The organism is Sorangium sp. So ce426 (assembly GCF_051475585.1).
GTDB lineage: Bacteria > Myxococcota_A > Polyangia > Polyangiales > Polyangiaceae > Sorangium > Sorangium cellulosum_B.
This window is the reverse complement of the sequence record NZ_CP150341.1, coordinates 3,978,850-3,991,437: the sequence shown is the minus strand read 5'-3', so window position 1 is coordinate 3,991,437 and position 12,588 is coordinate 3,978,850. Positions and strand designations below refer to the sequence as shown.

The 12,588-nt window shown below is 72.8% G+C and carries 6 protein-coding genes and 1 pseudogene; 3 read left to right on the top strand and 4 right to left on the bottom strand.

What is annotated here, in order from left to right; all coding sequences use genetic code 11:
* Positions 1-12: 12 nt before the first annotated feature.
* Both WMF44_RS14965 and WMF44_RS14960 read right to left on the bottom strand, forming a co-directional pair.
* Positions 13-297 (bottom strand): 4Fe-4S dicluster domain-containing protein, encoded by a 285-nt coding sequence (locus WMF44_RS14965; protein ID WP_012235387.1) that lies wholly within the window; start codon positions 295-297, stop codon positions 13-15.
* A gap of 130 nt (positions 298-427) precedes the next feature.
* Positions 428-1,312: pseudogene (locus WMF44_RS14960) on the bottom strand (FAD-dependent oxidoreductase); the annotation flags it as partial.
* A 490-nt stretch (positions 1,313-1,802) separates the two neighbouring features.
* Here WMF44_RS14960 and WMF44_RS14955 point away from each other — a divergent pair.
* Both WMF44_RS14955 and WMF44_RS14950 read left to right on the top strand, forming a co-directional pair.
* On the top strand, positions 1,803-6,287 hold the full coding sequence (locus WMF44_RS14955; protein WP_437299794.1) for a serine/threonine-protein kinase: 4,485 nt from the start codon (positions 1,803-1,805) through the stop codon (positions 6,285-6,287).
* Entirely contained in the window at positions 6,284-7,570 is a 1,287-nt protein-coding gene (locus WMF44_RS14950) for a patatin-like phospholipase family protein (RefSeq protein WP_437299793.1), read from the top strand. Before WMF44_RS14955 ends, WMF44_RS14950 begins: the two co-directional genes overlap by 4 nt.
* Positions 7,571-8,547: 977 nt before the next feature.
* Here WMF44_RS14950 and WMF44_RS14945 read toward each other — a convergent pair.
* Entirely contained in the window at positions 8,548-8,790 is a 243-nt protein-coding gene (locus WMF44_RS14945; RefSeq protein WP_437299792.1) for a hypothetical protein, read from the bottom strand.
* Between the two features lie 330 nt (positions 8,791-9,120).
* Here WMF44_RS14945 and WMF44_RS14940 point away from each other — a divergent pair, with 330 nt between their 5' ends.
* Positions 9,121-9,822: a hypothetical protein gene (locus WMF44_RS14940; RefSeq protein ID WP_437299791.1), complete on the top strand. Its 702-nt coding sequence runs from the start codon at positions 9,121-9,123 to the stop codon at positions 9,820-9,822.
* A gap of 136 nt (positions 9,823-9,958) precedes the next feature.
* On the opposite strand, the gene WMF44_RS14935 is transcribed toward WMF44_RS14940, so the two are convergent.
* Positions 9,959-12,247 (bottom strand): PilZ domain-containing protein, encoded by a 2,289-nt coding sequence (locus tag WMF44_RS14935; RefSeq protein WP_437299790.1) that lies wholly within the window; start codon positions 12,245-12,247, stop codon positions 9,959-9,961.
* Positions 12,248-12,588 lie beyond the last annotated feature (341 nt).

The window sequence follows — 12,588 nt, the reverse complement described above, 5'->3', positions numbered from 1 at the left end:
GCCGTGGGGTCGCTATCGGATGAGAAAGGGGATCTTCACGGTGATGGCCTCTTTGGGGCAATCGATCTCGCACGCGAGGCAATACCAGCACTCGTCGTAGGCCATGCGGGCCTTCTTCGTCTCGGGATCGATGGCGAGGCAATCGACCGGGCACGAGTCGATGCAGATGCGGCAGCCCTTGATGCACGACGCCTCGTCGATGACGACGGGCAGATCGAGCCGCACGGCGGCCTCGGCGTGGCCCACGGACCTGGCGCTCTGCGCCTTGACGGATTCGCGGTTGAGCAGGTGACCCATCGCTTGATTGACCTCGTATTCTCGCGTTCTCGCGCGCTCGTCAGGCCGACGCGCGCTGCTCCTCGGCCGGGATGCGCAGCCGGTGGTAGGCATTGCGCTCGCCGTCGTCGATCGGGAAGAGATAAGGCTCCACCGGCCCGTTCGCGGAGTGGAGCTCCCGGTAGAACTCGAGCATCATCTGCCCGCTCCAGTAATCGCTCTCGATGAAGCGGTTCCCCCGCGCGTTGACCGTGTGCCCGCCGAGCGGGCCTGTCACGTACGCGCACGCCGGACCGTTGTAGTCCTTGATGAGCGGGTTCACCTGGAAGCACTCGATGCCCGAGAGCTCGGCGCCCGCGTGGTACGCCATCGAGTAGCCGTCTCCCGCGTTCGACGGGTTCTCGTACGTCCCGTGGAGGTAGCCCGACGCCGGCAGCCCGAGCCGCCCCGAGGCGCCGCAGCACAGGATGACCGCCCTCGCCTTGATGATCTCGAGTTGTCCTTCCCGGGTGTCGAAGCCGATCACCCCGGCGACGTGGCCGTCGGTGACGAGGATCCGCGTCGCCATCACGCGGTTGACGACCTTCACGCCGGCGCGCTTGACCATGCGCGTCAGGATCTTCTTGAGATCGTAGCCCTCGGGCATCGGGAGGACGTAGCTCCCGTTGTGGTGGACCTTCTTGACGTCGAAATCGCCCGATCGCGTCTTCTGGAACTTCACGCCCCAGGAGTCGAGCTCCCGGATCATCGCGAAGCTGTTGCGCGCATATTCATAGACGGCGCGCTGGTTCACGATGCCGTCGTTGGCCACCGTGATCTCCTTCACGTACTGCTCCGGCGTCGCGTGCCCTGGGATGATGGCGTTGTTCAGCCCATCCATGCCTATCGCGATGGCGCCGCTCCGCTTGATATGCGCCTTCTCGAGGAGGACGACCCTCCCCCGGGGCAACCGCTGTTGCGCCTCCACCGCTGCAGTGGAGCCTGCGCTGCCGCCGCCCACGACGACGACGTCCGCCTCTGTCACGCGAATGTCCATGACAAGCCCTCAAGGTTTCGGGCGCGCGCACACGACGACCCCACCGCCTCTCGGCCCAATGGCCAACGGCCAGCGGCCGGGGTCGGACGCCCGGCGTCTCTCATCACAGACGCGATATCCGTTTTAACAGACGGCCTGTGCTTCGGCAACGGCTTTGTTGTTGCTGGCGCAGCAACGGCCGGATGTCGGGCGCCGTGGGAGGGCGCCTTGCAAGCGAAGCGTCAGGGCCGGGGTCTGGCGGCGCCGCCATCGCGGATGTGCGGCGCGCGGGCAGGCTCACCCCCGGCGGGGATCCCCGAGCCACCCAGAAAGATTCGCCTTTCCACCCTGGTTGTCTCCCCGGAGACGCGGGCGGGACGCTACCATGCGGGTCAACCCGTAGTCCTCCCATGGATCGGGGGAACCGAGCGCGGACCTCGTTCATCACCGGTCACCCGATTCACCGCGCTCGGCGCCTCCCAGCCAGGGCGCCCGCGCGCCGCTTCGCTGCATGGCCAAGCACCCGTCCCAGCTCGCCGACCTAGAGATCCAGCGCCGCCTCGGCGCTGGCGGCATGGCGGAGGTCTTCCTCGCCAAGAAGCGGGGCGCCGAGGGGACGTACAAGCTCCTCGTCGTCAAGCGCATCCTCCCCGCGCACGGGGCCTCGCGGCGCTTCCGCGCGATGTTCGTGGAGGAGGCCCACCTCGCCACGCGCCTGAACCACCCGAACATCGTCCAGGTCTACGAGTTCTCCGACCACGGCGAGGACGGGCTGCTCCTCTCGATGGAGTACGTCGAGGGCTTCGACCTCGGCAAGCTGATGCGGGCCGCCCAGCAGAAGGAGTCGCGGATCCCGCCGCTCGTGTCGGCGTTCATCGTCTCCGAGGCGGCGAAGGGGCTGCACTACGCCCACGAGCGCAAGGACGAGGGCGGCATGCCGCTCGCCATCGTCCACCGCGACGTCTCGCCGCAGAACATCCTGCTCTCGCTCGAGGGCGTCGTGAAGATCGCCGACTTCGGCATCGCCAGCGCCAACCTGTTCCGCGAGGAGCCCGGCGTGCTGAAGGGCAAGTTCGGGTACATGTCGCCCGAGCAGGCGCGCGGCGAGCGCGTCGACCGGCGCAGCGACATCTACGCCCTCGGCGTCGTGCTCTACGAGCTGCTCGCCATGCGCTCGCCGTACGGCAAGCTCGACGACGAGGCGCTGCTCCAGGCCGTGAAGGAGGGCCGGTTCGACCCGCCGTCGTCGCACGCGCGCGACATCCCCGCGGAGCTCGAGGCGATCGTGATGCGCGCCATGGAGCGCGAGCCCGAGGCCCGCTTCCAGACCGCGCGCGACCTGGCCGGGGCGGTCGCGCGCGCGCTGCTCGCGCGGCAGGAGCTCGTCGACAACGCCTCGGTCGAGCAGACCGTGGCCCACCTGCTCGGCCGCGACCGCGCGGAGGAGGCGCGCGAGGGCGCCGCGCGGCGCATGGAGGGCGCGGACGGCGCGGAGGAGCAGCCCGCGGACGACGGCTCGGTGGCGCAGCCGCAGACGCTCGCGGCGGTGCCGGCCGCGCGCACGGGCGGCGACGCCGAGGGCACGGGCGCGCCGCGCGCCGTGCGCGAGGTGCGCCACGTCGCCGTGGTCACGCTGCGCATCGAGGGCGTCGACGCGCTGCTCGGGGCGCAGGGCCGGCTCGCCGGCAAGCGCAGCGGGCGCTCGATCCGCACGACCCTCGACGCGATCGCCTTCAAGCACGGGGCGATCTGGTCGTGGGAGTCGCACGCGAGCGCGCGCGCGGTGGTCGGGCTGCTCGCGAACCCCTCGCGCGCCGCGGCCGACGCGGCCTCGCTGGCGGTCGACGTGCACGAGGCGCTCGCGGGCGCGTCGGAGGACCTGCCCGTCGAGCTCCGCGCCGCGATCGGCATCGTCCGCGGCATCGCGTACGGCGAGCGCGACGAGCAGGGGCACCTCATCAACCACGCGCTCAAGGAGCCCGCGAACTTCCTCGCCGAGCGCATCGGCAGCCGCACCCCGTTCGGCAAGACGTGGGTCGCGGGCGGCGTCTACCGCCTCGTCCGCCGCGACTTCCGCTGGGGCGACGCGCCCTCGCTCGACCTCGACGACGCCCGCGGCTACCCGGTCCCGCACCAGATGCGGCTCTACGCGCTGCAGCGCCCGCTCACCCGCGAGGAGCGCATGGCGGAGATCGCGCTCTCCCCGAACGACCTCGTGGGGCGCGACGCGGAGCGGGCCGACCTGCACGCGGCCTACCACCGGGCGATCTCGCCGCCCGTGAAGGGCAACGTCGAGCCGCCCGCGCGCTTCGGCGAGAGCGAGCCGCCGGGGAGCCGGAAGAGCAGGCCCCCGAGCATCTCGAGCAGGCCATCGAGCCCGCCGGTCGGCGCGCTCCGCGGCCAGTCCGTGGCGCGCGTCATCGTCGGCGAGATGGGCATCGGCAAGAGCGCGCTCATCTCCACGTTCCTCTCGGAGCTCCCCGGCGACGCGCGCGTGCTCCACGTCGAGTGCTCGCCCGTGAAGAGCGAGCTGCCGCTCGCCACGGTCTGCGACGTGCTCCGCGACGTCACCGGGATGGGGCTCGACCACGCGATCGACGACGCCTCCCACGTGATCCGCGCCCTGCTCGGGCCCATCGCGCGCTCGCCGCTCGGCGCGCGCATCGTCACGCGGCTCGCCGAGCTCGTCACCGGCAAGCAGCTCGAGCACCCCGAGGAGGAGGCGGCCGCCTACGGCCGCGACGTGGTGGTGCGGGGCGTGAAGTACCTGCTCGGCTCGCTGGCGCGCCACCAGCCGCTCGTCGTCGTCATCGACGGCCTCCAGTGGGCCGACCGGCCGAGCCTGGAGCTGCTCTCGGAGCTCCTGAAGCAGCGCGCGGAGCGGCTCCCGGTGCTCGTGCTGCTCCTCACGCGCCCCGAGGAGCGCGTGACCCCGTTCATCGAGGGGCTCGTGCGGATCGAGCTCCGCGGGCTCGGCGCCGAGGAGCAGATGCGCCTCGTCGAGGCCCGCCTCGGCGTGCGCGACGGGGTGGCGGCCGTCTGCGGCGAGCTCGTGCCGCGCGTCGCCGGCAACCCGTTCTTCCTGCTCGAGATGATCGACGCGCTCCTCGAGCGGGGCACGCTGGAGATCGTCGAGCACCCGGGCGGGCGGCACGAGCTCGTGCGCCACGACCGGACGGGGGATCGCGGCGAGCCGCTGCCCTCGACGCTGGAGCAGCTCATCGGCGACCGCCTGCGCGAGCTGCCGCCGGCGGAGCACGACGTCGTGAACTGGCTGGCGGTCGCGGGGGGGCCGCTGCTCAAGGACGACATCCTGAACCTGACGCGGCTCGCCGACGACGAGGCGGTGACGCGCCTCTGCGCCCGCGGCCTGTGCGATCGCCGCGCCGGGGCGGTGGACTTCCGGCACCCGCTCGTGCGCGACGTGGCCTACCTCGCGCTCGACGGCGCGAGCCGCGTGCGCATGCACCGGCGGCTCGGCGAGCACCTCTCGACGACGCCGCTCTCGCAGGGGCTCTCGGCGGCGATCGTGGCGCAGCACCTCGCGCGGGGCGAGGCGCCCGGGCCGGCGGCGGAGCTCTACCTCGACGCCGCGCGGGCCGCGCGCGCGGGGCACCAGGCGCAGCTGTCGCGGCGGTACTACGAGCGCGCGCTGTCGCTCCTGCCGAACGGCGACACGCGGCGGATGATCGCGCACGAGGCGCTGGAGGCGATCTTCCGCCACCTCGGCCGCCGCCGCGACCGGCGGCGGCACCTCGCGGCGCTGCGCCAGCTCGCGAAGGAGAGCGGCCACGCCCGCTGGGCGGCGCTCGCCCTCGTGCGCACCGCGCGGTTCGACCTCGACGACGGCTACCTCGCCCGCGGCCTGCCGGTGGCGCAGCGCGCGGCCGAGATCGCGCGCATCGCGCGCCGTCCCGCGCTCGAGGTCGAGGCGCTCACGATCCTGTCGGAGGTGCTGCGCGAGCTCGGCGACGTCCAGGGCGCGATCAGCGCGTCGGATCGCGCGCTCCGGGTGACGCAGGCGGGCGGGCTGACGCCGCGGGCGCGCGCGGAGGTGCTGCGCACGAAGGGGGTGCTCCTGCGCCGGGTCGGCCGCGTGCAGGAGGCGGTGGAGGCCTACGCCGAGGCGATCGCGGTGTTCCGCGCGGTGGGGGCGCGCCGCAGCGAGGCGCGCGCGAAGAACTCGCTCGCGGTGGCGATGTTCGTGCTCGAGCGCTTCGAGGACGCGATCGCGGTCGGGCTCTCGTCGATCTCCATCGATCTCGCGATCGGCGGCCGGTTCCAGATCGCCAAAACGTTGAGCAACATCGGCCACGCCTACGCGAAGCTCGGGGACGTACCGCGGAGCCTGGCGTACATGAAGCGGGCGCGCGAGGCCCACGAGCGCTATGACGATCAGGATGCGCGGGCCGACACGCTCCTCTGCTCGGCAGGGATCCTCCTCGAGGCGGGCGATGTCGACGCCGCGCGCACGCTCTGCGCCGATGCGGGCGCGCTCATCGCGGTGACCGGCAGCGTCTACGACATGATCCACGAGCGCAACGTCCGCGGCCTTTTGGCCAGGGCGCGAGGCGATATCCAGGGCGCGATCGCGAACGCCTCCGAGGCGCGGCAGCTCGCCGAGTCGCAGGGGCTGATGAGCTACCACGCCCACGCGACGGCGATCGAGGCGGCGTCGCGGGTGGACGCGGGGGAGGTCCACTCCGGGGTGCTGCTCGCGCGGACGGCGCTCGGCGCTGTCGAGGCGGGCAGCTCGGAGTACGGCATCGAGGTGCGCGATCTCTGCTGCGAGGCGCTGCAGAAGGGCGCGCCGGCGAGCTCGACGGACGCGTACCACCGCGCGGCGGCGCACGTGCGGAGGGTGGCGGGCTACATCCGCGACGCGCGGCTCAGGGCGCTGTTCCTGGAGCGCACCGTGGTGCGGCGGGTCCTCGCCGCGGAGGCGGACGGACCGGCGGCGGCGCACGACCCGCTCCGCCGCGGGGAGATGGCATGACGGGAACGGGCGCGAGGACCGGGGCGAAGCCGCGGCGCAAGGTGGCGGTGATCCTCTCGGGCGGAGGCGCGCGGGGCGCGTACGAGGTCGGCGTGCTGTCGTACGTCCTCGACGCGTTCGCCCGCCTCCGCGGGGCGCCGCCGCGCATCGACATCCTGTGCGGGACGTCGGTGGGCGCGGTGAACGCGTGTTACCTCGCCGCGCACCTCGACGATCCGACGCTGGGGGTGCGGCGGCTCGTCAACCTGTGGACGCAGCTGAAGCTGGAGACGGTGCTCGGCTTCGGGGTCCGGCAGGCGATCTCGATGCCGAAGCTGCTGTTCGGGGGCGGGTCGGAGGGGGTGGGCCTGTTCGACGTGTCGCCGATGCAGCGGCTCGTCGAGCGGGAGATCCCGTGGCGCGCGATCGCGCGGACGCTGCGCCACGGCTACCTCTCGGCGGTGAGCGTGTCGGCGACGGAGATCGGGACGGGCCGCACGGTGATCTTCATGCAGACGGGCCCGGACGGGGCGCTGCCGACGACGGCGCCGCCGCGGACGATCATCCGGGGGGCGCTGATCGGCCCGCAGCACGCGCTCGCGTCCGCGGCGATCCCGATCCTGTTCCCGCCGGTGCGGATCGGCCGCGACCTGTTCATGGACGGGGGCGTGCGGCAGAACACGCCGATCGCGCCGGCGCTGCGGCTGGGGGCGACGCACGTCCTGGCGATCGGGCTGTCGCGCGAGGTGAGGAGCATCGACGCGGGGGACAGCGGCAAGCCGCCGGGGATGGCGCTCGTGCTCGGCAAGGTGCTGAACGCGTTCCTGCTCGACCACATCCAGACCGATTTCGAGGTGCTGACGCGGGTGAACCACATGATCGAGGACGGGGAGCAGGCGTTCGGCCCGGATTTCCTGCAATCGATCAACGGGGCCGCGGCGCTGCGCGGGGCGCTGCCGTACCGGCGGGTGGAGACGCTGGTGGTGCGGCCGAGCGTGGATCTCGGGCGCCTGGCGGCGGAGCACGTGAGGGCGGGCAAGCTGCAGGGCGGGCCGGCGATGATGCGGAGGCTGCTCTCGCTGGTGGACGTCGGCGCGGAGAACGACGCGGATCTCGCGAGCTATCTCCTGTTCGACGGCTCGTTCACGCGGAAGCTCATCGAGCTCGGGCGCGCGGACGCGGAGGCGAGGCGGCACGACGTCGTGGACTTCTTCGGGAGCGCGGCGGAGGAGGCGGAGCCCCGGTTGTCGGACAGCGCGGAGTGGTCGATCCCGCCGCCTGTGGGGCCGGGGAGATCGGTGTAGGGCCGCGGCAGCGGAGGTCGTTCGGTCGCGCTCAGGGCCCCAAGCGCGCCCCCCCCCAGCGTTCACCAACGTGAACGTGAACGTGAACGTGAACGTGAACGTGAACGTGGTCGTGGTCGTGGTCGTGGTCGTGGTCGTGGTCGTCGACGACATGATCGTAGACGTGAACATTCCGCCGGTACCTTGGTCGACGATTGACGGGACGAGACGTTCACGTTCACGCCTGAGCCGTTAACGACCACGACCACGACCACGACCACGACCACGACCACGTTCACGACCACGACCACGACCACGACCACGTTCACGACCACGACCACGACCACGTTCACGACCACGACCACGACCACGTTCACGACCACGACCACGACCACGTTCACGACGGCAGTGGTCGCTGCTGGGGGCTGGCTTGGGGCCCTGAACGCGCATGGTTAACACCTATGCCACGGGGGCCTACCGCGGCTGCCGTGGATGGGGAATCAAGCAGGACCTTCGGCGACGTGGGCCCAGGGCGCGGACAGTCAGCGCGCGTCGCGGCCCCGGCGGCCCCCTCAACGGCCCAGACCCATTGCGACCCCCTGGCGACGCCCCTCCCAACGGACTCGATCCGTTGCGCCCCCCCTGGCGACGCCCCTCCCCGCGGACTCGATCCGTTGCGACCTCCCTGGCGACGCCCCTCCCAACGGACTCGATCCGCTGCGCCCCCCCTGGCGACGCCCCCTTCCAACGGATCCGGTCCGCCACAACCCCCTGGCGACGCCCCCCTCCAACGGATCCGGTCCGCCGCAACCCCCTGGCGACGCCCCCTTCCAACGGATCCGGTCCGCCGCAACCCCCTGGCGACGCCCCCTTCCAACGGATCCGGTCCGCCACAACCCCCTGGCAACGCCCCCCTCCAACGGATCCGGTCCGCCGCAACCCCCTGGCGGCGCCCCCTCCCAACGGATCCAATCCGTTGCGCCCCCCCGGCGGCGCCCTCAGCGCCGAAGGCAAAGTATCTCGGAGACAACGATCTCAACGAGATCGTCGACGATATCGCCCTTATGATTGACATGCTTGTCGAGGAACATGGCCTCGACGTGCAAGCGCTGGCCGACAGCCCGCATCGTCACGGCGTCGAGGCCGGCCTCATCGGCGAAGCGAAGCACCACCCGCAACACCCGATCCCGCGACAGAGGCATGCGCGGGTCGGCCCCACCGCGACGCTCCTGCGCATCCATCGACCGAGCCTTGCGCGGCGTCCGTGGCGAGCGCTCCCGGGAGTTCGACCCAAGCCTGCTGGGTATGCCGCCATGACGCCATGACCCCTCCCTGCTTCGCCGTTGACAAGATTACGCAACAAACACATTGTCTATCGCCTCGTCACTCGAAGGCTCACACAACGCCAGCGTGCCTGTCCTTCACCAAGGCTGACGCCGCACCGATCGCCGGCATGACGGCGTTCAGAGGCCGCGCGACGTCGGGAAGAGCCGCGCTGGCAAACGCGTACTCGTCGGCGTGCGCGACAACATCGTCGTCACCGGCTGACGGCTCGGATTGGAGCGAGAACCATGACCATCAACTCGAAGATCCTGATCACGGCGCTGGGGGTGGGAATACTGGGTTGGGCATCCGTGGCGCGCGCCGAGGCTCCCTCCGCAGCACCCGAGGCGGAGAGCGCTCCGAACGAGTTCGCCCCGGCCCTGCGCCGCGGGGAATGGCTCTCGTCTCTGGGGCTGCACGCTTCGCTCGGCCTCGCCTTCGGCGGCGATGAGCTCGCCGAGCTCACGTACTCGGACGGCTCCACGACCGCCGTCCACGCCGGAGAAGGGGTCTCCCTCTCCGGTGGACTGACCTGGACGCCTCTCTGGCTCGGAGATCGCGTGGGACTCGGTCTCGGGCTGGACGCCGGGTGGAAGTACAAGAGCACCCTCGTCGACGCCGATGGCTCGATCAAGCTGGAGCGCATCCCATTGATGGCCTCCGTCCGAAGCCTGGTGGCAATCGACAGCTCGTGGCACGGCGTCGTGGCCGCGGGCGGGATCCTGGAGCTCAACCCGCACCTCTATGGCGACGGCGTCCTCGGCGGCGCCGATGCTCGGTTCGACGACGCCTTGGGCGGCATGCTGGAGCTGGGCGTTCTGTGGGGTCGTCCGGAGGGCTTCGGGTTCGAGATGACAGGGCGCTGGACGATCCTGAGCTACGAGTACATGGGCGAGAGCAGCAACGCCAGCAGCGGGTCCGTCAACCTGACGGTCCACTACTTCCTCTGAGGAGAGGAAGGAGCCGAGCCCTGATTCGACGCCAGGCGGGCGGCGCGCCGCGCGGATCGGCGATCGTCGAGCGATTCGGTACCAGCGGCGGACCCGGTTCGTTGCGAGCCGCCGGCCCTGCTCGGCCGACCGCCCCTCAGCGCTCCTTGTCCTTCTTGGCGCTCCCCTTCTCGCTCTTCTTCTTGGCGTCGCCGCCCTTCTTCTTCTCGGGCTTCTCGCTCTTCTCGGGCTTCGTTTTCGACGCCACCTTCTTCGACTCGCCGCGGCCGAGCGAGATCTCCAGGCGATCGCCGCGCGCCTTCGCCTTGTAGGCGGGCACGCCGTCCTTGAACTGCAGGGTGACCTCCGCGCCGTGCGCGGTGTTGACCACGCGCACCGACGCGATGCGCTTGTCTTTGCGGGCGAGGCCGCTGCCCGACGACAGCGCCCGCCGATCGGGCAGCGATACCGTGAAGCCCATCGCGCCAGCCGCGCCGTTCAGCTCCTCGATCGGGCCGTCCATCTTGAGCTTCAGGACGATGGGGTTCCTCACCGACCCCTGCCCCCACTCCCGCGGCCCCTCCCGGTCGCCGTCGTCCGCCGCTTCCACCTCGTCGTCCTCGCCCGGGCCGCCCGGGACCGCCGCGCCCGGCGCGAGCGCGCCGCCGGCCAGCGCGCTCGGATCCGCCGGCGGCGTCGGCGGCACAGGCTCCGTCGTCGACAGCGGCGTCGCACCGAACAGCGGGACGTTCGCCGTGAGCGCGCCGCCCGGCCCCGCGGCCGCCGCGAGGGCAGGCGCGCCGGAGGACGCCGACGCTGGCAGCGCCGGCGCGCCCGCGGCCGACTCGGCCCCGGCCGCGGGCGCGTCGCCGCCCCGCAGGCCCAAGAGGCGCGCCGCCCCGAACACGACGAGCACCGCCGCCAGCCCAAGGAAGCTGCCGACCGCGGCCGCCTTCTTGTTGAAGCGCGGCGGCTCCCCGTCCTCGCCCGCCGCCTCCTCGGGCTCCTCGCGCACCAGCCGGCGCCCGCCGGACTTCAGCGCGCCAGCCGGCGGCGGCGCCGTCTTGCGGCGCGGGCCGCCGTCCTTGCCCGACCCGTCGCCGTCGCCGTCGCCTGCCCGCGCGGCGCGCCGCGCCTTGATCCTCGCCACGAGGCCCGCCATCGCCGTGGCCGCGCGCGCCCCGGCGCCGGCGAGCGCCGGCGCGAGCTTGCCCGCCACCGCCTTGCCCGCCATCGCGGCCTTCTCGCCGACCTCGCGCAGCCGGCCCGGCTGCGCGTCGGCAGCCGCCTCGGCGCCCGCGTCCTCGGCCGCGCTCCCCGTGGAGGACGGCGCTCCGTCGTCCGCGGAGGACGGGGCCGCCTCGGCGCCCGCGCGCGCTTCCCGGGCCGAGAGCGCCGGCGACACGTCGCTGTCGTGGTCGTCGTCCGCGTGGGCCGCCGCGCCGCCGCTCGCGCCGCCGCTCGCACCGCCGCTCACGCCCGATGAGGCGCGCTCGCCCCGAGGCTCGGCCGCCGGCGCCGAGGAAGGCCGCGCCGTCGCGCGCTCGCCCTGAGGATCGCGCGCCGGAACCGTCGGCGCCGAGGAAGGCCGCGCAGCCGCGCGCTCGCTCTGATGATCGCGCGCCGGGACGGTCGGCGCCGACGACGGTCGCGAAGCGGCGCGCTCGCCCTGCGGCGGCGGCGACGACTGCGCCCGCGCCGGCGCGCCGGCGTCATGGGAAGATCGCGCCGGGGCCGGGGGGAGCGCCTCGGGCGACGAGGGCCGCGGCCGCGGCGCCCTGGCCGCGCGGGGCGCCTCGTAGGCCAGCGTGACCACGAGCTGCGGCACGCTCGTCGCCGGGTCGACCTCGACCTTCACGTGATCGATGTACGCCTCGCGGCGCGTGCCCTGATCGACCTCCTCCAGCTCGAGGGAGCGGCCCACCTTGAGGAACTCCAGGTTGGAGCCGACCTCGAGGTCGTCGAGCCCGCCGCCGCGCACGCGCGCCTTCATCGGCGAGCCCAGACCCTCGATGTGGAGCCGCACGCGGGAGCCCCGCTGCGCGGCCCCGGGCGACGCGGCCGCGGCCTGGACGGCGAGCGCCGGCGCAGGGCCCGCGGCGCCCGCGTCGATCGACGAGCACATCGCGCGCACCGCCTCCTCCGACCCGGCGTCGAGGCCGGTGAAGCGCAGGCCGAACTCGCCGCCGCGCGCCTGCTCGGCGCGCCAGCAGACCTCGCCCTCGACGACCAGCTCCTTGCCGAGCCCGTCGAACCGACAGATCAGGGCGTCGCCGACCCGCGGCAGGTACGCCGTGCGCAGGCGCATCCCCTCGGGTGACATGTCGATCGACTCGGCCTCGAAGCCGCCGCCCGACGTCTCGCCGACCGCGACGAGCGCCTCGACGCGGACCCGCTGCCCGGCGCCAGCGCGCCGCTCGCCGCCGCCCTCGCGCTCCCTGTCCAAGGATTCCGGCGCCTTGCGAACGCCCTCTCCCTCTGCGCCTCGACCGTTCATACGCCCATACCTCCGCCGCGAAGCCGCGTCCGCCGTCGCGGGCCCTCCGCGGTGCAGAGCGCCCATTGGCCGGCAGTACGGCGTAAGCCCCGCGCTGGCCAAGTTTTGGAGGCCCTGGCCATGCGCCACGTGCCACGTGAACACGCGCCGCCGTGATGCGCAGCGTTGTGGCGCGGGGAGCAACGGAGCCACCGAGCAACGGGGGCGGAGGCGGTGAGCGATGGGCGGCAGGCGGTGACTGGCGGTGACAGCTGGTGATCGCGCGCTCGCTTCACCTGGCGCTCGGGGGG

Bases quoted from the DNA above. Each gene is read 5' to 3' on its own strand.
- WMF44_RS14945 (WP_437299792.1), bottom strand. From the start codon at position 8,790: ATGGATGCGCAGGAGCGTCGCGGTGGGGCCGACCCGCGCATGCCTCTG.
- WMF44_RS14950 (WP_437299793.1), top strand. From the start codon at position 6,284: ATGACGGGAACGGGCGCGAGGACCGGGGCGAAGCCGCGGCGCAAGGTG.
- WMF44_RS14965 (WP_012235387.1), bottom strand. From the start codon at position 297: ATGGGTCACCTGCTCAACCGCGAATCCGTCAAGGCGCAGAGCGCCAGG.
- WMF44_RS14955 (WP_437299794.1), top strand. From the start codon at position 1,803: ATGGCCAAGCACCCGTCCCAGCTCGCCGACCTAGAGATCCAGCGCCGC.
- WMF44_RS14940 (WP_437299791.1), top strand. From the start codon at position 9,121: ATGACCATCAACTCGAAGATCCTGATCACGGCGCTGGGGGTGGGAATA.